15 protein-coding genes are annotated in these 24867 nt (G+C 36.1%); 7 read left to right on the top strand and 8 right to left on the bottom strand.

Annotated elements, in window-relative coordinates; all coding sequences use genetic code 11:
- Complete coding sequence (locus tag A9Q93_RS04790; protein ID WP_303686243.1) at window positions 1-3549, top strand: efflux RND transporter permease subunit; 3549 nt, start codon at window positions 1-3, stop codon at window positions 3547-3549.
- A gap of 202 nt (window positions 3550-3751) precedes the next feature.
- Here A9Q93_RS04790 and A9Q93_RS04785 read toward each other — a convergent pair whose 3' ends face one another.
- A complete protein-coding gene (locus A9Q93_RS04785) occupies window positions 3752-5236 on the bottom strand; it encodes a helix-turn-helix domain-containing protein (protein ID WP_303686242.1) in 1485 nt (494 codons plus the stop codon).
- A gap of 123 nt (window positions 5237-5359) precedes the next feature.
- On the opposite strand from A9Q93_RS04785, the gene aceB reads away from it, so the two are divergent.
- A complete protein-coding gene (gene aceB, locus A9Q93_RS04780; protein WP_303686241.1) occupies window positions 5360-6958 on the top strand; it encodes a malate synthase A in 1599 nt (532 codons plus the stop codon).
- A gap of 76 nt (window positions 6959-7034) precedes the next feature.
- Window positions 7035-8663, top strand: coding sequence for an isocitrate lyase (locus A9Q93_RS04775; protein ID WP_303686240.1), 1629 nt, complete (start codon window positions 7035-7037; stop codon window positions 8661-8663).
- Window positions 8664-8904: 241 nt separating this feature from the next.
- Here the strand turns inward: A9Q93_RS04775 and A9Q93_RS04770 are convergent, their stop codons facing one another.
- From A9Q93_RS04770 to A9Q93_RS04760, 3 genes are all read right to left on the bottom strand, one after another.
- Complete coding sequence (locus A9Q93_RS04770; protein WP_303686239.1) at window positions 8905-11163, bottom strand: inorganic phosphate transporter; 2259 nt, start codon at window positions 11161-11163, stop codon at window positions 8905-8907.
- Between the two features lie 172 nt (window positions 11164-11335).
- A complete protein-coding gene (locus tag A9Q93_RS04765; protein ID WP_303686238.1) occupies window positions 11336-12481 on the bottom strand; it encodes a hypothetical protein in 1146 nt (381 codons plus the stop codon).
- Between the two features lie 87 nt (window positions 12482-12568).
- Entirely contained in the window at window positions 12569-15301 is a 2733-nt protein-coding gene (locus tag A9Q93_RS04760; protein WP_303686237.1) for a TonB-dependent receptor, read from the bottom strand.
- A gap of 159 nt (window positions 15302-15460) precedes the next feature.
- Here A9Q93_RS04760 and dgt point away from each other — a divergent pair, with 159 nt between their 5' ends.
- Together dgt and A9Q93_RS04750 are read left to right on the top strand one after the other, a co-directional pair.
- Entirely contained in the window at window positions 15461-16792 is a 1332-nt protein-coding gene (dgt, locus tag A9Q93_RS04755; RefSeq protein ID WP_303686236.1) for a dGTP triphosphohydrolase, read from the top strand.
- Window positions 16793-16845: 53 nt separating this feature from the next.
- Window positions 16846-19656 (top strand): T9SS type A sorting domain-containing protein, encoded by a 2811-nt coding sequence (locus A9Q93_RS04750; RefSeq protein ID WP_303686235.1) that lies wholly within the window; start codon window positions 16846-16848, stop codon window positions 19654-19656.
- Here A9Q93_RS04750 and A9Q93_RS04745 read toward each other — a convergent pair whose 3' ends face one another.
- A complete protein-coding gene (locus tag A9Q93_RS04745; protein ID WP_303686234.1) occupies window positions 19657-21420 on the bottom strand; it encodes a 1-deoxy-D-xylulose-5-phosphate synthase in 1764 nt (587 codons plus the stop codon).
- A gap of 73 nt (window positions 21421-21493) precedes the next feature.
- Window positions 21494-22453, bottom strand: a complete 960-nt coding sequence (locus tag A9Q93_RS04740) for an energy transducer TonB (protein ID WP_303686233.1) — start codon at window positions 22451-22453, stop codon at window positions 21494-21496.
- 330 nt (window positions 22454-22783) lie between these two features.
- On the opposite strand from A9Q93_RS04740, the gene A9Q93_RS04735 reads away from it, so the two are divergent.
- A complete protein-coding gene (locus tag A9Q93_RS04735) occupies window positions 22784-23239 on the top strand; it encodes a nucleoside deaminase (RefSeq protein WP_303686232.1) in 456 nt (151 codons plus the stop codon).
- A gap of 53 nt (window positions 23240-23292) precedes the next feature.
- Here A9Q93_RS04735 and A9Q93_RS04730 read toward each other — a convergent pair whose 3' ends face one another.
- Both A9Q93_RS04730 and greA read right to left on the bottom strand, forming a co-directional pair.
- Window positions 23293-23685 (bottom strand): HIT family protein, encoded by a 393-nt coding sequence (locus A9Q93_RS04730; protein ID WP_303686231.1) that lies wholly within the window; start codon window positions 23683-23685, stop codon window positions 23293-23295.
- Between the two features lie 3 nt (window positions 23686-23688).
- The gene (gene greA / locus A9Q93_RS04725) at window positions 23689-24165 is read right to left on the bottom strand and encodes a transcription elongation factor GreA (RefSeq protein ID WP_303686230.1); all 477 of its coding nucleotides are present in this window, start codon (window positions 24163-24165) and stop codon (window positions 23689-23691) included.
- 196 nt (window positions 24166-24361) lie between these two features.
- On the opposite strand from greA, the gene A9Q93_RS04720 reads away from it, so the two are divergent.
- The gene (locus A9Q93_RS04720; protein ID WP_303686229.1) at window positions 24362-24796 is read left to right on the top strand and encodes a hypothetical protein; all 435 of its coding nucleotides are present in this window, start codon (window positions 24362-24364) and stop codon (window positions 24794-24796) included.
- The last annotated feature ends 71 nt before the right edge of the window (window positions 24797-24867 follow it).

The raw sequence follows: 24867 nt of genomic DNA, 5'->3' as shown, positions 1-24867 counted from the left end.
ATGGGTAAAAAAAGTGAAAAAGAGTTCGGATTTTCCTCTTGGGCGATCAATAACTCGACTGTAATATGGATCTTAATAGGACTAGTTCTTATTCTAGGAGTCCAAGGATATTTTGCGATGCCTCGTGAAGATTTTCCTGAAGTAAAAGAAACTAAAATCTACATCTCTAGTGTTTATCCTGGAAATACTGCTGAAGATATAGAACGCCTTATAACTGACCCATTAGAAGACCGTTTAAAAAACATCTCTGGTGTAGCAGAGGTAGTTTCTACCTCTCAAGAAGATTACTCTATTATAACAGTAGAGTTTGAAGAAGGTTCTATACTAGGTTCTAGCATTACTGTTGAAGAAGCAAAACAAAAAGTAAAGGATGAGGTAGATGTAGAAACATCAAACGAAGACTGGCCTACCTTTAACGATGCAAAGATTGAACCTAATGTGTTTGATCTTAAAATGAGTGAAGAAGTGCCTATCATGAACATCAACTTGAGAGGTGAAGCTTATACAGTACGCAAACTCAAGGAGTACGCAGAGTTTTTACAAGATGAAATTGAAGGACTTCAAGAAATTAAAGAAGCTAGTATACGTGGTGCTCAAGAACTTGAGGTAGAAATCGCGGTAGACATTTATAAGATGACCGCTGCAGCAGTTAGCTTTGACAATGTTATCAATGCTGTACGTGGTGGTAATGCCACCATGAGTGCTGGAAATATTAAAACAGAAAACCAGCGTCGTACTATTAGAATTTTAGGTGAAATTACATCACCTAGCCAGCTAGACCGATTTGTTGTAAAAAATGAAAATGGAGCGATATATCTTAAGGATATTGCTGAGGTAAACTTTAAAGAAGAAGATAAAACCACCTATGCAAGAGAGTCTGGTGACGCTGTTGTAATGATAGATGTAAAGAAGCAATCTGGTAAAAACATGATTACTGCTTCAGAAAGTATCAGAGAAATTATCGCAAACGCTAAGGAAAGTGGTAAAATACCAGATAACATCGAGGTTACTATTACAAACGATGGCTCTAGTAGAACACTTAATCAAGTGGATGACTTAGTAAACAATATCATATTTGGGGTTATACTCGTAGTAACCGTATTGATGTTTTTCCTAGGATTTAGAAATGCACTCTTTGTAGGATTTGCGATTCCTATGTCTATGTTAATGAGTTTTATCATTCTCAACTTCTTGGGTTACACATTAAACACGATGATACTTTTTGCCATGATTATGGGATTAGGAATGCTCGTTGACAACGGTATTGTGGTAGTAGAAAACGTTTATCGTTTAATGGATGAAGAAGGTATGTCTCGTATTAAAGCCGCAAAAATAGGGATAGGTGAAATAGCTGTTCCTATTATCATATCTACCTTAACTACGGTTGCGGCTTTCGTACCTATAGGTTTATGGCCAGGAGTTATGGGAGAATTTATGAAATACTTCCCGATAACGCTATCGGTAGTTTTAGGTAGTTCACTTGTAGTCGCTATTTTCTTTAACTCTATGCTAGTTTCAAAATATATGAGCATCGATGAAAAAAATATTCCTGTTAAAAAGTTATTACTTATCACTGCCGTAATGGGTGGAATAGGAGTTCTTATCTTACTTTTTGGTGGCGCTATTAGAGGTATAGGATCTGTAATGGTAGTAACTGTAATTTTATTGTGGCTATATAAATACGTAGTGAAAGGGGCTACTCTATATTTTCAACGCAGGATTTTAAAATGGTTAGATAACGCATACGAGCGTTTTTTAAGATTTGCATTAAGAGGCAAAAAACCATACTTCTTTACAGCTGGAATGGCTATCATGTTTTTTGGAGTATTAGCACTATATTTTGGATGGTCTGTAGGAACTGGTCGTACTAAAGTGGAGTTTTTCCCAGAAAACAAACCCAACCAGATTATTGTTTATATCGAGTATCCACAAGGGACTTCTATTAATAAAACAAATCAGACTACTAAAGAGATAGAGAACATCGTCTATGATGTTATCAATCAAGACATGTACATGGAAGATGGAAGAAACTTCCTAGTAGAAAGCACCGTGTCTCAAGTAGGTGAAGGTGCTGGTAATCCTCAAACTGATGGAGGAAGCTCTGCAGAGATGCCTAACAAAGGTAAAATCACTGCTTCTATGCGAGAATATAAATACCGTAATGGAGCAGATAGTGAGATCTTACGTAAAAAAGTTCAGGAGGCTGTACAAGGTAAATTTCCTGGTATAGCTATAAGTGTAGAAAAAGACGCTGCTGGTCCACCAGCCGGTTATCCTATTAACGTAGAGCTTCAAGGTGATGATTATGAAGAGTTAATTGTTACTGCAGAGCGTATGGTAAAATTTCTCAATGAGAAAAATATTGCTCCCGTAGATGAACTTAAAATAGACGTTAATAAAAGTAAGCCTGCACTACAGGTAAAGGTAGATCGGGAGAAAGCAGGTGAATTAGGAATAAGTGCCAGTCAAGTAGGAATGCAATTGCGTAGATCTATCTTCGGAGAGAAAGCTGGTATTTATAAGAAAGATGGTGAAGATTATGACATTTACGTAAGATTCAATGAGGAGAATAGATACGATCGTAGCTCATTGTTCAACCAGCGTATTACTTATAGAGATATGGCATCTGGTCAGGTATTAGAAATTCCTGTAAGTGCTGTAACTACTCAAGAGAACGTTTCTGGTTTTAGTGCGATTAAGCATAAGGATAATCAGCGAGTAGTAACTGTTTATAGTGCCTTAAAACCTGGTTATAGTGATGCAGGAGCTGCAGTGGCTCAGATCCAAAACGAGATGCTAGACTTTGAAGGGTTGCCAGAAGGTATACAAATTGACTATACAGGGCAACTAGAAGAGCAAAACAAGCAACAAGCTTTTCTTATGACCGCTTTAATGGTTGGGTTATTATTGATTTTCTTTATTTTAATCTTCCAGTTTGGAGGTATTTCAAAACCTACTATAATCATGATATCCATATTCTTAAGTTTTATAGGTGTATTCTTAGGTTTAATGGTAACAGGATGGCCTTTTGTTATTATGATGACTATGATGGGAATTATTTCCCTTGCAGGAATTGTGGTAAACAATAGTGTGGTTCTTATTGATTATGTAGATATATTAAAACTACGTAGGAGAGAACAGCTAGGTATCGATGATGACAAGCATTTGATCAGTAAGGAAGATTCATTTGCAGCTATTGTACAAGCCGGTAAAGCCCGTTTAAGACCAGTACTTCTTACCGCCATCACAACAGTTCTAGGATTAATTCCTCTGGCGATAGGGTTTAATATTGACTTCTTTAGCCTATTCAGTGAGTTTGACCCTAAGATTTATATGGGTGGAGATAACGTGATCTTTTGGGGACCACTAGCATGGACAGTAATCTTCGGTTTATTATTTGCTACGTTCTTAACGCTTATCATAGTACCTATTTTACTATATCTAGTACACAGAGCAAAGTTGAGGTTTCAGCGATTTAAAAATCCTGAAAGAGTAGAAGAAACTCAAAGAATTACAGACGATTTTGAAGAAGATCAACAAGTAGCATAAAGACATTCTTTTATTTACGCTAAAAAGGCATTTACCCTTATGGTAAATGCCTTTTTTATTGTTCTTTTATGAATTGGTAACGAAATAAATAAATCATCAAAAGTTTCCAACTATCAAAAAGCTAATTTAATGTTGATATATAACGACACTCAAAATTTTAACTCATCAATACCTGAATAAACCTACATATCCAATTGTTGCTTTAGCTGGAAAACTTGGCTACTATATCCTTAACTACAGACTCTGTTTTTAAGTTTTTTATTTCTCTATTTAAAGTATGCGCAGGCACTTGTCTTACTTCACAATTTTTAATGGCACATCGCTCACAAGTAACGCCTACATCGATCGTTTTAATAGCATCGTCTTGTAAGAATTGAACTTTATTTTTAAGTTGACGATTTATCAATATACCTATTGCGATACTACGATAGTGATTGCTTCTAAAAGGGTCTCGAGTTGCAGATGATAAAACCAGATACTGCTGATCATCATCCGTAAAATTAGAGATTTGTAAATCAAAGACATGATCCATTTTACCTTCACTTATAACATTTAATACCTTTAAAGAAATCCATCTACGGCAATAATGTGCGTTGAGCTCATTCGCACGTGGAGACTGCTGGTGCGCGAGGTGCAATTCTTTTTTAAGATAAAACTGTTTAGAGCCCAAGCGATGTGTGAAACGTAAGAAAAATAGATTTTGGATCGTAAAATCCTTTGGTAGTACATTTGTAAGCCGCTGGTAAAAAGATTCTGGGGATGCATTATAAGAGGAAATCATATTCAAAAAAAAGTCTTTATCAAACTTCTCCTTTGCAAATAACTGGGACAGTTGTTCGGTGATCTTCTTCCTAGAAATAATTAGTGCTCCAGCAAAATAAGAAGCGTAAAAATTATTTATTACTTGATCAAATTTTTCAAACTTAATCCAGGGAAACGTATTAAGCCGCTCTTCAATTTTCAGGTAATTATAAGCAATTTCTTTAGCATAAATAAAAGCTCGTTGTGCGTCATCTATGCGATTTGCAACAAGTAATATCTTATTTTTTGGTATAAAAACAGACCTTAAATTATCCAGCTCATCGTGAGTGTCTAGTTCTTGATTGTTGATTGTATAGCCGTATTCTTCAATTAATATTTCTTCTAATTCTTTGGATTTAATCGGTAGAGATAAATTGATTTGGTACGCTTTCGCGAAAGCAAGAACATCAACTTCCAAATTTTCAAAATAATTATTATTTGCTTGCTGAAAGGAGCGTACCGCAGCAAGATGGAAATTCTCCTTGCTAAAATTGTAATTTTGAGCTATCTCAATAATGGTACTTATAAATGCGTTCACTTTTGCAGGCGCGTTGGAAACCATGTCAATTAACTGGCTTTCTTTAATCCCAAAAAGCTCAAGAGGGATTTCTTTAAAAACTTTAGAGCGCAACAACTCACCTATAGGAGCAAGATTCTTATCCAGTTTTAGTGATACGATCTGGTCATAAGGAGTTTCTAACTTTTCTGATAAAATGGCAATTTTATCTGGCTTAGGATATTTTTTACCTTTTTCAATCTCGTTGAGATATGATTTAGAAAGGCCAGTAAGCTTTGAAAGCCCAAAAAGAGACAAATCCTTATCCGTACGTATTTGCTTGAGTTTAAGACCAAAAATGAGCTTTATATAATCTTCTTCTACTACCATAATAATCAAATATAACACAATTTGCGTATGAATTTCAAATATCTATTTTACATAAATAGCGAACGTTCGCTTGTTTAATAATGTTTTTTGTTTTATCATTGTCTCGTACAAAAAGATAAGATCATGGAAATCAACACTATTATTCAAAAAAAATTAGAGTATTCTGAAGATGTAACTCAGGAATACAAAGACATTTTAACTGAGGACGCAAAAACATTTCTACTTGCATTGCATGGTAAGTTTAATGATGCGCGAGTTGCATTGCTTGAAAAAAGACAAGAACAACAAGTAATTTTTGATCAAGGCAACTTTCCTGAGTTTCCTAAAGAAACTACATCCATAAGAGATAGTGATTGGGTAGCGGGATCAATTCCGCAAGATCTACAAGACCGCCGTGTAGAAATCACAGGTCCTGTAGATAGAAAAATGGTTATTAACGCTCTTAATTCTGGAGCAAAAACCTTTATGGCAGACTTTGAAGACAGCACAGCTCCTACTTGGAAAAACATCATGGAAGGCCAGCAAAATTTAAGGGATGCAAATCTTGGCACCATTTCATTGTTTAACAAATTAAAAAATAAACACTATAAACTTAATGCTAACACTGCTGTATTACTAGTGCGTCCTCGCGGCTTACATTTAGAGGAACGTCATATTATGATTAATGGGGAACCTATTTCAGGTAGTTTACTTGACTTTGGATTATACGTGTTTCATAATACTCGTGTTTTACTAGATTCGAATACGGCACCGTACTTCTACTTACCTAAATTAGAACATTATCTCGAGGCAAGATGGTGGAACGATGTATTTAAGTTTTCTCAAGAGTATCTAGATGTTCCTGTAGGTACATTTAAAGCAACAGTACTAGTAGAAACAATAACGGCAAGCTTTCAACTGGATGAGATCATCTACGAATTGAAAGATCATATTGTAGGTCTTAATTGTGGTCGCTGGGATTACATTTTTTCTTACATCAAAAAATTCAGTAACCATGCTAATTTTATAGTTCCTAATCGTGATCAGGTGTCCATGACGACTCCTTTTATGGCTGCTTACTCTCGTTTAGTTATACAGCGATGCCACAAACGTGGAATTCACGCTATGGGTGGTATGGCAGCTCAAATTCCCATAAAAAATAATCGTATGGCAAATGAAACTGCACTAGAAAAGGTACGTCTAGATAAGGAACGTGAAGTGAAAAATGGACATGACGGTACTTGGGTGGCGCATCCAGCCTTAGTTGATGTTGCTATGAGCGAATTTAACAAGCATATGTCTGGTCCAAATCAAATTGATAAAAAACTAACAAATCTTGTAGTTACCGAAAAAGACTTAATAGAGCTACCTAAAGGTACCATCACAGAAGCTGGTGTGCGTAAAAATATTAACGTAGGGATTCTTTACCTAGAAGCCTGGCTACGTGGTTATGGCGCTGTTGCTTTATACGATTTAATGGAAGATGCAGCCACAGCCGAGATTTCAAGAACACAAGTATGGCAATGGCTTAAAAACAAAGCGGTGCTTGAAGATGGGCGCATTTTTAACAATGAATTATTCGATACCATATTTGATGAAGAAATAGAAAAAATCATACTTGAGGTGGATGAGGTAAATATTCCTAAAACAAAATTTAAGCTAGCATTTGATTTGTTTTATCAGCTTATCAAAGAAGACAAATTTGAAGAGTTCTTAACCTTACCTGCATACCAATACATTTAATAAAACCAACTTCTAAATCAATATTGGTTTTGAAATAACTATAAAAATAAATAATCTTAATAATCAATTACTAATCATGGAAACTATAACACAATCTAACTACTATTCAGCACTACAAACGGTAAAAGACCTAAAAGAAAAATATGGTACGACCTGGAACGCTATCAACCCACAAAATGCTGCGCGCATGATGGCACAAAATCGTTTTAAAACGGGACTTGAAATTGCAAAATATACCGCTGGAATCATGCGTGAAGATATGGCTGCTTATGATGCAGACGCTTCTAATTACACACAATCTTTGGGTTGCTGGCACGGTTTTGTAGCGCAACAAAAAATGATTTCTGTAAAGAAGCATCACGGTACTACGAGCAAAAAATACCTTTACCTTTCTGGATGGATGGTAGCTGCATTACGTTCTGAGTTTGGTCCATTACCTGATCAGTCTATGCATGAAAAAACAGCTGTAGCAAACTTAATTGTTGAAATTTATGACTTTCTACGACAGGCAGATGCAATTGAGTTAAATGACCTATTTAGACGTCTTGAAAATGGTGAAGATGTGCAATCGCAAATAGATAATTTTGAAACACATGTTGTACCTATAATAGCAGATATTGATGCTGGTTTTGGAAATGAAGAGGCTACTTATTTATTAGCAAAAAAAATGATACAAGCAGGAGCTTGTGCCATCCAGATAGAAAATCAAGTAAGCGATGCAAAGCAATGTGGCCATCAAGATGGTAAAGTTACCGTACCGCACGAAGACTTTATTGCAAAAATTAATGCCATTCGTTATGCCTTTTTAGAATTAGGTGTAGATAATGGTGTTATCGTTGCTCGTACGGATAGTGAAGGTGCTGGATTAACACAAAAGCTTCCTGTATCACAAGAGCCTGGAGATCTGGCTTCTCAATATTTAGCTTTTGTTGATGCAGAAGAAATTGCCATTGAAGACGTACGCGAAGACGACATTTTGTTAAAAAGAAATGGGAAATTAGTAAGACCTATCCGACTACCTAATGGTCTTTATAGATTCAAGAAAAATTCCAACATTGATAGAGTAGTTCTAGACTGTATCACCAGTTTACAAAACGGTGCTGATTTGTTATGGATTGAGACACCTACTCCAGATGTAAAACAAATAGCACACATGGTTAATCGCATTAAGAAAGTAGTCCCTAATGCAAAGCTTGTATATAATAATTCTCCATCATTTAACTGGACACTTAATTTCCGTAAGCAAGCTTACCAAGAAATGCTAGCAAGCGATCAAGATGTGAGTCTCTATGATCCTGCAGACTTGATGAATGCTCTGTACGATGGTACAACCTTATGTAAAATAGCAGATGAACGTATAAGAACTTTTCAAATGGATAGCGCACGTGAGGCAGGAATATTTCACCATTTAATCACGTTACCTACTTATCACACTACAGCACTGAACATGAATGACTTAACCGAGGGCTATTTCGGTGAATCTGGAATGTTAGCCTATGTGAAAGGAGTACAACGTCAAGAAATCAGAAAAAGCGTTTCTTGTGTTAAGCATCAGCGTATGGCTGGATCTGATTTAGGAGACGATCATAAATCATTCTTTGCTGGTGAAAAAGCCTTAAAAGCTGGTGGTGAGAAAAACACTTCAAATCAGTTTGAATTAAAAACAACGGTAAAACCTACTAAAAAATTAGTTGTAGTTGCTTAAATGAAGTTTTTACAAACTCTGTACGGTTCTATAATTAAATAATTAATTGTGGTAAATCTAAAAACCTTGATCAAGCGACTTGTTCAAGGTTTTTTTATGTCATGATCACTAAATAGCTTTAAAGCATTCTAGTTACGATAGAATGATTCATTATAGTAGGTGAACTCAATAATAAAACTATTTTCAGCATTTTGAATGCAAGTTCCGCTTTCGCGAAAGCAAGATCAACACCAACTTTTTATTACATCAAATTTCTATCAGAAGCATCAAACTCACGATAATACTGCTCCACTATCTGAATAGTTTGATTCATTAAATCTCTAGTTTCTAATAATAGACTGAAGTAAAGAGTTGTATTTTTAGGCGATTCTTCATCGTCTTTAGTACGTTTCACTTGCTTATCAATCTTCTCGTTCACTAGAGTTATCAATTCTCTTTTTTCTAAAATTATAGTCTCTAAACTAGAAAAATCTTTGGTAGTAAAAATTTCCTGCGCATCATCAAATATCTCATGAATACGTAAGATGATCTCCTTCAAATCCTTGATTTGAGTAAACTTCAAACTCTTATGGTTATTGCTGATGTGTTTATTGCTCGACTTTGAAATATAATCTAGCGATTGAGATATGTCCTGAAGATTTCCTAGCACCTCGATATAAAACTTACTAGCTCCTAGGTTTTTCTCGTCTAAATTTTTAATGAAGAAGTAAATGTTGTCCCTTAGAACATCTATCTCACTAGATAACTTTTTACTTTCTCGTTTTGACGTTTTTAATATGGTAAGATCTTGCGCAATTAAACCGTCTAAAGTGTTTTTATAGATGCGCTTAGAACGTTTAAAAACAGTCGCCACATTATCAGAGCTTTCATTAATGATTCCTTGTATGGTTTTACTTTCTGCTTTTTTAAGTTCTTCTGTCTCTTCTTGTTTTTTCTGAGATTTTTTATGGCCTATAAAACTACGTATCAATAATAGCACAGCTAGTACTACTAGACCTACAACAGCATACATACCACCTATGTAAATGATGTAAGCAAATAAGGCTGCCGCAGTAAAAGCACTGAAAGCCGTGAAGAACCATCCGCCTATTACATTTAATACACCTGCAATTCTATAAACGGCACTTTCTGTTCCCCAAGCCTTATCTGCTAACGAGGTTCCCATTGCTACCATGAAAGTAACGTAAGTCGTAGAAAGTGGCAGCTTGTAAGAAGTAGCTACAGAAATTAATATACTGGCAACCATAAGATTTACTGATGCTCTTACGTAATCAAATGCAGGCTTATCTGCATGCTTAGGTACTATTGCTGGAGCTGGTGCTTTTTCAAATCTAGAGCTTATGTAATTTGCCGTTCTTTCCGGTACAATACGCTCTATTCCTTCTGCAGCTAGTAAAGAATAACGTACTAATAATCTAGAAAGAAAATTAGATTGAAAACGCTCTGTTCCTGAGTCTTGTCTTGCAAGATCTACAGAGGTTTTTACAACAGCTTGTGCTTTAGAAGAAAACCATAAGGTTGCCACCATGATCAATCCTGCAGCAACGAGCAACCATTTATTAGAAGGTAATTTCTCTCCTAAAAATGACATGTTAATCTCACTAGCTTTAAGACCTGTACCTTCTGCAAATTCCCATGCTTGATAAGCACCTATAGGAACTCCTATAAAATTCACTAGATCATTTCCTGCAAAAGCCATTGCTAGACCGAAAGTTCCTAAAATAATAATGAGCTTATAAATATCTAGCTTTAAAGCAAAAACATATATAAAACTGATGATACTCCAGAAGATAAAAGAAACACCTATAAATGTATAGACATCAGTTGAAGTAAGAAACTCTGTCACAAAACCTAGATCAGCTCCTTTAAGACCTTTAAAAATGATAAAGTAGAACAAACTAGTTAAAGAAAAACCGCCGAATAAGGCAGCGAGATAATTAGGCCTATTTCTAAAGTCAAACGTTAATAACAACCTCGAGAAGAACTGCACTAGTCCACCTATAATAAATGCCACGACGACTGAGAGTAAAATACCTAGTATGATATCAATCGCAGTGTCTGTTGCGATGTATTTACCTAAATTTAAAATGGTGTCACCGTCATTTTGATTGATCTTGATAACAGACATACATACCGCTGCACCTAACAACTCAAAGACTATAGAAACCGTTGTAGAAGTAGGTAAACCTAAGCTATTAAAGAAATCTAGTAGTAAAATATCAGTAATCATTACCGCCATAAAGATGATCATGACCTCATCAAAGAAAAATTCCCCAGGATTGAAAATCCCTTTACGCGCGACTTCCATCATACCGCTGGAAGATATTGCTCCAAAGGCAATACCTATACTCGCAATAATCATAATAGTCTTAAAACTTATCGCTTTAGAACCTATAGCACTATTTAAGAAATTCACTGCATCATTGCTCACTCCTACTACTAAGTCCGTAATGGCTAGACCAGCAAGAATAATAAGCATGTATATATAAATATCAGACATTTACTTAGTTTTTATTCAGTCTGCAAAAATCGGCTATATCGATAGATTAAATGTTACGCTACTGTTATGAATGAGGTTACCGCTTTCGCGAAAGCGGAATAATTACAACCCTTTTAAACAAAAAAAGACCACTCGTGCGAGTGGTCTTTTTAGAATATTGAGTTTATAAATACTAGAAACTATAACCAGTCCAATTGAATGCAGAAGCATCTGCACCAGTGTTTGCTGTAGTAACACTAACAGTAGCATTAGGTCCATTTTTAACGTCAGCACCATCTGCAGTACCGTTTGCCGTAGCGTTTACAACTGTAGCTGCAGTAGCATTACCTCTTGAATCTTCAAGATCAATGAAGTCTAATGCTGTTGCAGTTCCAAAAGTTCCTGCTAGAGCATTGTTAATTGTAGCTGTTGCACCACGACGCACTTTGATAAGATCAGAGAATTCAACGTTATTTCCAGAATTAACGATAGTTAAATCATTAACAGTAAAATCTGACTGAGTGTTATCTGAAGGAGAGTTTCCATCTAAGTTACCGTCTGCTTCAATACCTCTTGGGTCAGAAGTTACAGCTGTATAACCTGGTTCACGTACACCATATAAATTTGTACAAGTACCTCTGTAACCTTGAGTGAAATCAAACATATCATCTTTTGCATTTAAAACAAAGATGTTTGTTGCGTTTACTGATCCACCGAAGAATTCAATCGCATCATCGTCGCCATTTGCAATCCAGATGTTAGAAAGTGTAGTTCCAGAACCTACACCGTTTAAGGTAAGCCCATTATGCTCTGCACTACCATCGATACGTGCTCCTGTATATTCAATAATTACGTGATCTAAGATTCCTGAATCTTCAGTATCGTTGTTACCTCCAAATAAAATCCCAGCATTAACTTCGGTTCCTGCCTCATTTTGACCTTGTGGATTTTGTCCAGAAATAAAAGCATTACCGTTAATGATCACTCCACCCCAAGCAGCTGGTACTCGAGAAGAACTTGTGAAACGTATAGGCGCTGTAGCAGTACCATCTGCAATAATGCGTCCACCGCGCTCTACAAGAAGGTACACATCAGTTCCTCCGGCTTGTGCTGTGATAGTGGTTCCAGCTTCAATGGTTAATGTAACACCATCTTTAATAAACATAGGACCATTAAGAACATAAGCATTACCTGCTGTAAGAGTTCTATTTGCTGTGATGTTACCAGCTAGATTTAAAGAATCGTCAGTTCCACCACCTACTATAGTGATATCATCTGTTTCACAAGATGTGATTGCAATTGCTACTGCTGCAATAAAAGTTAAGATTGATTTTTTCATTTTAGAAAGTCTTTTTTAGTTTTATGTTGACACTGCAAATTAACATCGTAATTTTACGATTAAGGTTATGTAATCATTACGAAACCTTTAAAACTTGTAACTGTATCCTAAGCTTACATCAAGTCCACGTTTATAATTACTTAACTCAATGTTACCAGAATCTCCTTCTCGTTCTAATCTGTATTCAGGATTCAATAAGTTTCTAGCTTTAAGTGATAGTTTACCATTTTCTCCTATTCCTACAGAACTTACTAGGTCTAGAGTAGGAACTCCTATTTCTTTAATATTTTCAAATCCTCTAGTTCCTACAGAGAATACACGCTCAGTGAAGTAGTTAAAAACGACTGCCGTATTGATATTACTCTTGTTTATAAACGTATTTAAGTTCAAATCAAAATTTACTAAAAGTGGCGCAGCTCCTTGAAGTTGTGTACTTTCTTCTGTAAACTGTGCGAGAGGATCATTAAGTTCTTGCTTACTATAGATGTAAGAGGCGTTAAAACCTAAACCAAATACTGTTTCACGATTCATATCAAAACCTGCTTCAGGTAATTCTGAACTGAATAAATCCTTTCTCAACTCAAACTCTGCTCCTAAAACTGTTGCTTGATCTCCTACATTAAGGTACGTGAGCGTATTTCCTCCACTAGGAATTTCAGTTCGTGCAATTGGGTCTTGAATGTTTTTATAAAAACCAGATAAAGAAATGATCTCTCCTTTACTTGGATAATACTCGTAAGCTACATCTAAGTTAATCACATTTGAAATTTGTAAATTAGGATTACCTTGGGTTGCTGTTCCTCCAGGATTTGCATATCTAAATGGAGCTATTTCTTTAAACCTAGGCATGATATACGTCTTACTCGCTCCTACTCTTACGATATTATCATCATTTAAAGAGTACTTTAATCCTAGACTAGGTAAAAACAGACTTTCATTAATCTCTGAAGGACCATTTGTAGCACTATTTGCAATGTTAGTATCATACTCTACATCTTGACTTACGTTTTCAAAACGTACTCCTACGTTAAGTAACAATTTGTCATTAAATCCTTTTACATAATTACCTTGTCCAGCAAATATTACTTTATCACCTATATAATAAAATGGATTGAACGCTTGCGGATTTATGGCAGCACCTCTACCTGTTTCTAGTCTGAAGTTTCCAGCCGTTAATGATGGCTGATTGTATAATTCATCTACATTATTAATATCTACCGCTATACGAGTATCAAATGTGTGGTTAAATACGGTCGCTTGAAAAACGTGGTGCGTCCACCTTAAGTCGCCACCTACTGTAAAGTAATTAGGTCTTTCATCTTCTTCATCTGTATTCAAGTTGTACTTTAATGTCGCATTTGCATTGTAGTCATTCTCTTGAACTTTACTAAAGAATCTTTGGTTATTACCACCAGAATCTATGTTAGGAGAGTAAAATCCATCTCTAAATAAGTATTCAAAATTTCTACGGTCTGGTTCACTACCTCTCAAAGCATTAAAGGACCCTTTAACGTCAAGATCTATCTTCTCATTGATCTCAAAATGCGTCAATAACTGAGTTACAAAAAGGTTGTTGTCATTAGTTTGTTGTCTTCTTACAAATACTTGATCTCCTTCCTGCTCAGGATTATCAATACCATCGTACTCTTGAAAACTTTGTGTATTCTTATGAATATACATAGTCAACAACTCAATATTATTTTTGCCAAAACGGTAATCTAAATTGAACTGACCTATTTGAGAAGTTTCATAATTATACTTTTCAAAGTCCTGGTCTAAAAATATATTTCCTGCACTGTTAGTGTTTTTTACGTTCCCCTCAATAAAACGGTATCCATTATCAAATGTCAGAAGACCGTAAACATTTAAATAATTATCTCCTATATCAATGCGCTTACCTCCATTAATGGAAAGACCTAGATTGACAAGATTATTTTCTGAACTAGGTGCTAGTTGATTATCAAAACTGTAAACATTTAAGTTACTTACAGGCAACTCTGAATCACTGAAACCAAAAAAACCTTCACCTGCTATACCTTTAAATTCAGAATTAAGCGTTTGTAAGTTAGCGCCTGTAGAAATACCTACACCTAACTCTTCTCTTCCAGATAATCCTTTTAAGTCTATATTGATATTTGCTCCAGCATTATCACCAGTTATTTCTGAAACAAACACCTTATTGATATCCACACTCTCAATCAAATCGCTACTAAAAAAATCTAGAGAGATATTTTTATATTCAGGATCATCAGACGGTAATGGTAAGCCGTTTAAAGATGTAGAGTTGTAGCGATCACCTAATCCACGTACAAAGACATTTTTAACACCAGCTTGTTTTGAAACACCACTTACTTTAGTAACAGCACCTTCTGCATCACTCACTCCTTTTTTAGAAAGTTCTTGTGCACCTATAGATTGCTTGATTGTTACTGCATTCTTTTTTTCTTGCAATAAAGCTTCTTCACTCTCACGACTTTTAGTTACTACAATTTCCACTGCAGTCAAGGCAGCAGCTTCGGCAGTCATGGAAACATTTATAGTAGTTGTAAATCCTTGCTTAACCTCAACGTTAGGAACTTCTACTTTTTGCATACCTACAAAAGTCACCACTAATGTGTAAGTACCTACTGGTGCAACTATTGAAAACTTACCATCCATATCAGACTGCGCTCCAAGAGTCGTTCCCTTCAATTGGACAGAGGCAAATGCAACTGGTTCATCATCAAAATCTTTGTCTACAATTAAACCAGATACAATACCATTTTGAGCAATGGCAAAGCTGGAAACGATAGAAAATAAAATAAAAAAGAACTTTTTCATTATATGTAAATTATATTTTGCAAAAGAACAACCTAATCGCTCCTGCATAGGTTATGCAAGTATTAACTAATAAAGAGCTTTTGTTAAGAAACAGTAAAGTAAAAAGCATTAGTCTTAACCTTACTTTACTTCTTATCTTGCACCAAAAATTGATATTTAATGAACTGGCAGCAACTACTTTCACTTAAAAGATATGGAGACACAAAGCCTAGACCTCGTGCGTTGCAAGATGAGTTGCGTTTAGGCTTTGAAGTAGATTATGATCGCGTTATTTTTTCACAACATTTTAGATCACTACAAGATAAAACTCAAGTAATTCCTTTAAGTCAGACTGGATTTGTACACACAAGACTCACACATAGTCTTGAAGTGAGCGTTGTAGGGCGTTCTTTAGGAAGAATGGCCGGTAAACTGATATTAGAAAAGCATCCAGAGCTTGTGGACTCTGGTTACAAACAGCAAGATTTTGGAGCTATAGTTGCTGCGGCAGCATTAGCACACGACATAGGTAATCCACCTTTCGGTCATAGTGGGGAAAAAGCTATAGGTAGTTTTTTTAAAACTGATCGAGGAGCTGAGATGATAAGTACGCTTTCGCGAAAGCAACAACAGGACCTACTTTCTTACGAAGGAAATGCAAATGGATATCGATTATTAAATCTCGATACTCCTGGAACATCTGGCGGATTAAGACTGTCTTATGCTACTCTAGGCGCATTTATAAAATATCCTAAAGAGTCGCTACCGTATAGACCATCCAAACATATTTCACAGAAGAAATACGGAATTTTTCAAGCTGACCTTGATCACTTCAGTGACGTCGTAAAGGAATTAGGATTAGAAAATGAAACCGATGCGCCAGAATCCCATTACCGTCATCCACTTACTTATCTTGTAGAAGCTGCAGATGATATTTGTTATACCATCATTGACTTTGAAGACGGTATCAATTTAGGCTGGATAAGTGAAGATCATGCGTTAGAACAATTAATTAATCTAGTAAGAGATACCATAAGGACAGAAGTTTACACCCAACTTTCTACCACTCAAGAACGACTTTCTTATCTAAGATCATTAGCTATTAACAACCTCATCACAGACTGTGTGGAGCTATTTATGAAACATGAAGCTGAGATACTAGCTGGAAATTTCAAACATGCGCTAACAGACAAGTCTAAATATAAAGCTCAAATAGATGATATCTTAAAACTTACCGTTAATAAGGTATATCAAAATGAAGAAGTGATTCAAAAAGAGATCGCTGGTTATAAAATCTTGCAAGATATCCTAGCCGCTGCAGTAACCGCAAGTATTAATGAACTTAATGATTGCGCTACTTCTTACGATCAGTTGATATTAAGATCCTGTAAAGAATTGAAATTAAATGGAACAAATACTTATGAGCGTATTCTAGACGTTTGTGGTTATGTAGCTTCTTTGACAGACAGCAAGTCCATCGCATTGTTTCAAGTGATTAACGGTAAGATTTAAATACTTAGAATCGTTTAATAAAATCAATATCTTTAGAGAAGAAAAATGATGTTATGAAAAAAAGGTTTGTTTATGCTGGTCTGGCTCTTATTACAGCTGCAATAGCAGGTTGTAACGAGATTTCCAGAGAAAAAGAATTATCGACAAAAGAAGCTCGAGAAATGCATCAAGCTTTTGTAGAAAATAGTCCTTTTAAAGAAACTAAAAACTTATCACGCAAAGAACGTAAAGAGCTTTCTTTACCTCCTAATTCCTATAATGAGCGTATGTGGGAATTAACTATGAATCCACGATTAGGATTTCCTACGCCTTATGAGGTAGCATTAATTGATACAAATACCTTAAAAAGCGCACCTGGCTCCACTACTAGACCTTGGGAAGAAAGAGGTCCATCAAATGTAGGTGGTAGAACAAGAGTCGTCTTTTACGACCCTAATGATGTAGGCGCAAATAATGGTGATGGAATAGATTACAATAGAATATTTGCTGGTGGAGTAAGCGGTGGATTATGGGTAAATAATGATATCACCGATGTAAATTCTTCATGGAATATCATTCCAGGATTAGCTTCTAACCTTAATGTAAGTGCTTATGCTATAGACCCTAATGACTCGATGACTATTTATATAGGAACAGGTGAGCAATATGCCGCAGGAGCTGCCGTAGGAAATGGGTTGTACAAAACAACAGATGGTGGTTCTACCTGGACAGCAGTACCTATTACACCTGCTGGACCTGGAACCTTAAATACAACTTCTGATTTATTTACTGCCGGAATCTTTTTCATAAACGATATCATTGTACGCAACAGTAATGGGAATAGTGAAGTTTATGTAGGTATAGGCTCCACAAATTATGCGACTCCTAATTTTAATATTTCTAATCCTAATAATATTCTCGGAGCACAAAATGCTGGTCTGTATCGCAGTATAGATAGCGGCGCCAGCTGGAATAGAATTGAAAATACTTCAATGCAATACAACTTTGGCGGTCAGACTTTTTATATCGCCCCAAATGATTTTGAAATAAGTGCAGATAATATTTTATACATGGGATCAATCGCGGTTCCTGGAACTGGTTTTGGAGGCGGACGCCTGTATCGATCTACAGATGGTTTGAACTGGACACTACAAAGCACGATCTCAGGAGCAGATCGTATAGAGTTAGCATGTTCTGCAACAAATCCTAATTTATTTTATATCGCAGCACAAGTCCTTAATCAAGGAGATTTATTTGTAAGTAATGATGCGTTGCTTTCCACAACTGCCATTAATGAACCAGATGATGCTGACACCTCTATTCCTGCAAATGATTTTACTCGTGGTCAAGCTTTTTACGATTTAGTGATAGAAGTAGATCCTACAAATGATCAAATAATCTATGCTGGTGGAATAGACACTTTTAGATCAACAAATGCTGGTAACTCTTGGAGTCAAATTTCTAAATGGACTGATGTTAATGGACTTCAAAACATTAATGCACCTTTTATTCATGCAGATATTCATGCTCTAACTTTTCACCCTACTAATACTAATCAGGCAGTGATAGGTAGTGATGGTGGTGTTTCTTGGGCAAATTCATTAAGTAACGCAAACATCTCATCAAACGCGATAAGCACAAGAATTAATGGCTATAATGTTACTCAGTTTTATTACGGCAGTATTGCTTCTAACTTTGGTAGAGGTGATAACCTCAGCGGTGGAACTCAAGATAACGGAACACAAGCTCTTAATAACGCAGCAGTAGGAGAAAATGCATTTACAGCTGTTCTAGGTGGTGATGGCGGCCATACAGAAATAGATGCGATAGACGGCTATGCTGTAATCACTTCTCAATATAATAACCATAGAATTGTAGGTTATCCACAATACGATTTTAGATATTGTGCGTCTACAGTAAATTGTAGCGATAGACCACCTAATGCAGATGGTGATTTTATAAATGTAGCTGAGCTAGATCGCAACTTGAATTTTTTATACTCTAACACTAGAAATTTTAACGGAACTAATGCCATCGAAGCTTGCGAATTATTTGCATCTGCTGCTATATGCAATAACCTTTCTAGCAATTTAATTTCTGGGAATAGACCTACCTCGTATAAGGTGTCTCCATTTACACTAACTAGTACTACTTTGCTAGTAGGTACAGAATTTTCTACCGTTTTAGTAGTGACCAATGCAAATACAAGTAGCCCTACCTTCACTAACATAAGCGGCTCTAATTTCTTAGGAAGTGTTTCTGACGTAGAGTTTGGTTTATCTGAACAAGAAATCTATGTGACCATGCACAACTATGGAGTAGAAAATATCTGGTATACCAATGATGGTGGTAACACTTGGAGCGCAAAAGAAAGGAACCTTCCTGACATTCCTATTAAAGCCATATTACCTAATCCATTATTACCGGGCGAAGTAATTATAGGTACAGAATTAGGAGTTTTTGCTACAAGTGATTTTAATAGTGCAAATCCGACATGGCAACCTCTTAGAAACGGCATGACTAACGTGAGAGTGGTAGACCTTGACTTAAGAACGGTAGACAATACTATTCTTGCTACTACTCATGGCCGCGGGATGTTTACTGGTACTTTTGACACTTTAAGTATCTCTCAATTTGAGTCAGAAAATCTAAATATTCAGATCTATCCTACAATTTCTAATGGAAACATTACTATTTCTTCTGCACTTGAACTTCCAGAAACAGAGATTAAGGTTTTTAATTTAAGCGGTCAACAAGTATTCAATACCATAGAAGACTTAGGTGTATCAGAATCAAGATTAGAACTCGATTTAAAAAGTGGATTTTACTTAATTCAATTGTCTGTAAATGGTCAGAGTAAAACTGAAAAAATAATTATAAAGTAACTACTTTAATCTTTTAATTAGTTCCAGCGTACTAGAGCAATCTATACCAGCGATTTTATGCAAATCTGCAGTAGGACCATGTTCCATAAACTCATCAGGAATACCTAGTTTATGTATTTTTCCTTGGTACGCTTTCGCGAAAGCGAGATCACAAACAGCACTTCCTAATCCTCCTACCACAGTTCCATCCTCGATGGTAATGATATACTTATGCGTGTCAAATAAGTCTTCCAAAGCCTTATCATCGATAGGTTTTAAAAAACGCATATCTATATGAGTGCAGTTAAGATTCTCTTGATCCAGCAATTCCTTAATCATTGTCCCTATCGGGCCTATGCTCACGATTGCTATATTTTTACCCTTTTTTAACCATCTAGAAGAACCTATTTCTACCTGTTTAAAAGGCTGTTTCCATTGCACGATTTTACCACGACCTCGCGGATACCTAATCGCCATAGGCAATTCTAATCCTTGTGAAGCGGTAAACATCATATTCCTCATTTCTATAGCATCCATTGGTGCAGCAATGATCATATCTGGAATACAATTCAAATAAGCCAAATCAAAAACCCCATGATGTGTAGCGCCATCTTTACCTACTAGACCAGCACGATCAAGACAAAATATTACAGGCAATTGTTGCAATGCCACATCATGAATAATTTGATCATAAGCCCGTTGTAAAAAAGTAGAATACACATTACAAAAAGGCACTAATCCTTGAGTTGCCATTCCTGCGGCAAGCGTTACCGCATGTTGCTCTGCAATCCCTACGTCAAAAGCACGATAAGGGAACGCCTCCATCATTATTTTCATAGAACTACCGGTAGGCATCGCTGGAGTAATCCCTACGATTTTTTCGTTTTCTTGAGCTAGTTCTACAATAGTATGCCCGAAAATGTCTTGAAATTTAGGTGGTAACTTGCTACTATCACTCGCTGGAATCTCACCTGTAATTTTATCAAATTTTCCTGGGGCGTGGTAACGCACTTGATCGATCTCGGCTTGTTTAAGGCCTTTTCCTTTTACTGTTCTTACGTGTAAAAGTCTTGGTCCTTTTAAATCTTTTTGTTTTTTAAGTTCGCTCAATAAAAGAGGTAAATCATGACCATCAATAGGGCCAGAATAATCAAAATTAAGCGATTCAAAAATATTGTCGTTGCCGGTTTCCTTACCAGATTTGGTTTTAGTGAGGTAATATTTTAAAGCGCCTACACTTGGGTCTATTCCTATCGCATTATCGTTGAGAATTACTAATAAATCTGCACCGCTTACACCAGCGTGATTCAATGCTTCAAACGCCATACCGCTGGCAATACTTGCATCACCTACTACGGCAATATGTTTTCTGTCCTCCTTTTTTAAAGCACTTGCCATCGCCATTCCTAGTGCAGCACTTATAGAAGTAGAACTATGACCAGTTCCAAAAGTATCGTACTCACTTTCTGATCGCTTAGGAAAACCAGAAATCCCACCTAAATCACGGTTGGTATGAAAAGCATCACGCCTACCGGTAAGTATCTTATGACCATAAGCTTGATGCCCAACATCCCAAACCAATTGATCATAAGGCGTATTAAATACATAATGTAACGCAATCGTTAGCTCTACCACACCAAGACTAGCACCTAAATGGCCTTCTTTTGCAGCCACTATTTCTATAATAAAAGCTCTTAATTCTTGAGCGATTTGTTCTAGCTCGCTTTCGCGAAAGCGTTTCAAATCATCAGGATTATGTATGGTTTCTAGCAAGGTCTCAGACATAAGTCAAAGGTAAGCCGAAAAACTAATTAGAAGATTTAAGGATTTGGTAATTTGTTGTTTACTCAACATATTATTAATCATTCTCAAGGATGATAGGTAATGCATATGTAACAGCCACTTTTTCACCTTTATTATTTTTACTAGGCTTAAATAAAGGAAGTAATTCCAGAACTCTTCGAGCTTTCTTTTCTAAAACTTCATACTCAGATTTTACTTTTACATCAGTAACCTTTCCTGTTACATCAATTTTAAATTGAGTTGAAATTCTATGCCTACCTAAAATCGTTGTATCCAATATCTTTTCATTGAAATGAGTTTTAATATGCTGCTGCATAAGGTCACTGAAGTACTTTCTGCGTTCTGCATTATTCATACCACTAGGAGTATTAGGAAACTCAGGAGGATTTGTAACGATAGCAAATGGAACACTTTTGTTATACTCATCTTCAATAACAATTATTCCTACTGGAGGCGGCATTGGTGGTGGCTCAACCATTCCTACAGTTACTGTTATTGGAGGTGGCGCAGCTACAAAACCTCCAGCTATAGGAATAACCTCATCACTTGAATCAGGTTGTAAATGTTTATCGCATTCGACTTTCGTGGAGTCTGTGATTGCTTTAGGTGGTGGAACCACTCCTAACATTAAAGAGTCGGCATCTTCTAGTTCAATCACTTCTACGGCGTCAATTTTTTGTTTATTGCCACTATCATTCACACAACTAAATAAAGTTGTACCCATAACAATTAATAGCGCCATTGCAAAGAAACGATGTGCTAGTCGTGGATCTAACATCATTTTTGCAGGTATTTGTACCACAACACGATCAAGTTGGGATTTGTAAATACGCCCACAAACTCCGTTGTGTATATTTTCTTTAAGATAATTGCTGATCTCAAAAGAGCTCATTTTTGTGAAATCAATGACAGTCTTCTCGCAAGAAGAACAAAATCGGCCTTTTGCAGAAGGCGTCATTTGACTCCAGTCCTCGTGACAAGGCTCTGGAATTTTGAAGGAATAGAATTCTTTCATGGTTAGTGTTTTAAATTAGAAACTAACCTTATCAAAAGTCTTGCCTCTAATTTTTAGTTTTACTATTGATTGTAATTTAAAAACCGTTGGAACTAACATGCAAAGTGTTTGCTTAGCATGCTTGCTTAAAATTGCTAAAACTGGATATTGATATGAAGTCTTACACCTAGAACTGATTTAGACAATGCCAACACAATAAGTTGGCATGTCAAATCTTACAGGCTATTTTGTGGATAGTTAGTTGAACATGATTTAATTCTAAACACATCTTCTTGTGATAATAGCTTAATCTGTTATTTTTCCTTTTATTTTTAGCTTTATTTTTACCCAATGATAGAACCATTTGACCACGAGTATTTCATGAGAAAAGCACTGCAAGAAGCGCAGGCAGCTTTTGATCGTGATGAGATTCCTGTAGGTGCAGTTATCGTAGCCCAAAATAGAATTATTGCAAAAGGACATAATCTCACAGAAACTTTAACTGATGTCACTGCACATGCTGAGATGCAAGCTATCACTGCGGCATCCAGTTTTATAGGCGGGAAATATTTAAAAGATTGTACTCTTTACGTGACTTTAGAACCTTGCCAGATGTGCGCAGGCGCTCTATACTGGTCTCAAATAGGAACTATAGTTTTTGCTGCAAATGACGCTCAACGCGGCTATCAAACTATGGGAACACAATTACATCCCAAGACTAATGTTATTTCGGGAATACTTGAAGAGCCTTGTGCTCAATTGATAAAAGAATTTTTTATTAGGAAAAGAGGTTTGAACTATTCCTAATTATTAAACTTACCAAAAGGCAGAATTCCTATGTCCTTTGATAAACCTTTAATCTAAGAATCAAATCGTGCTTTTACACGAGAGGCGATATCTTGCATTTCTTCTTTACTTAAACTTACTTTGTTGATAAAGCGCATATCTTCCATATCTCTCAACGGAATCAAATGTACGTGAACGTGAGGTACCTCAAGTCCTATTACTGACATTCCTATTCGCAAACAAGAAACCTCTTCTCTTAAAGCAAGTGCTACTTTACGTGAGAAATCCATCAAATTAGAATAAGTCTCACTATCTAGATCAAAAATCTTGTTCACTTCCTTCTTAGGAACACAAAGCGTGTGGCCAGGAGCATTAGGATTGATATCTAGAAAGGCAATAAAATCTTCGTCTTCAGCAACTTTATAAGATGGAATCTCGCCAGATATAATTTTAGTAAAAACGCTCATAAGTTATGATCTTGTAATTTCTAGAATCTCAAGCTTTATAGTTCCTACTGGGACAACAGCCTCTGCCACCTCACCTACTTCTTTACCTAAAAGCGCTTTTCCTATAGGTGACTCTACAGAAATGTGTCCTTTAGAAAGATCTGCTTCACTTTGAGCAACAAGCTTGTAATTCATAGTCATCTTGTTGTTAAGATTTTTGATCTTTACCGTACTATGAATTAATACTTTAGATAAATCAAGTGTATTTTCATCAATGATACGCGCATTAGAAACAATTGCTTCTAGCTTTGAAATGCGCATTTCTAGCATTCCTTGCGCTTCCTTGGCAGCGTCGTACTCTGCATTTTCACTTAAATCACCTTTGTCGCGAGCCTCTGCAATCGCCTGAGAAGCCGCCGGACGCTCTACATCTTTAAGTTGTTTAAGCTCTTCTTTTAATTTCTTTAATCCTTCTTCAGTATAATATGATACGTTACTCATAGGTTTCTTTTTTTTGATTGTTTTACTCTCGCTTTCGCGAAAGCGAGACAGAAATAGCACTATAAAAGTACCAGCTTCTCTACTTACATCACGCTGGCTACTACAAAAAACAAAATCCCATCATTGCTGCGGGATTATCAAACAAATATAATAAATATCGCTTAGTTCGTTATACTTTTACAATCAATTGATTATTATGAAAATTAGAAAAGCTTATCTACTGTCATTAATATTCGTGATTTTTGCATGTTCTAGTGATGACGGTCGTAACAATAACCCATTTCTAGTGGATATAGGTTTTCAAATAGACCTTAACACAAATCTACCACAATATGGAAATCTGAATTTCCCAGGAAACTCTCTTGTGGTTCCTAATCAAGGCTTAAGAGGTTTTGTGATCTATAATTTAGACAATTCACAATATTTTGCCTATGAATTGAGCGACCCTAACCACTCGCCTAATTCGTGTTCTAGAATGACCATAAGCGGTATAGAGGCTACATGTCCCTGCACTGATGATAATAATAAATATAATATCATCACAGGCCAGCCTATTTCAGGTAATGGGCAGTACGGCTTAAAAGCCTATCGAGCAGAACGTGTAGGCGCTATTGTTAGAGTTTCTAACTAAAAAGTCGCAGTTTGCAGTCGCAGTTTGCAGTCGCAGTTTGCAGTCGCAGTTTGCAGTCGCAGTTTGCAGTC

This window comes from Nonlabens dokdonensis (genome assembly GCF_002162835.1).
Lineage (GTDB): Bacteria > Bacteroidota > Bacteroidia > Flavobacteriales > Flavobacteriaceae > Nonlabens > Nonlabens dokdonensis_B.
The sequence above is the reverse complement of the archived record's forward strand: the minus strand, read 5'-3'. Positions and strand labels throughout refer to the sequence as shown.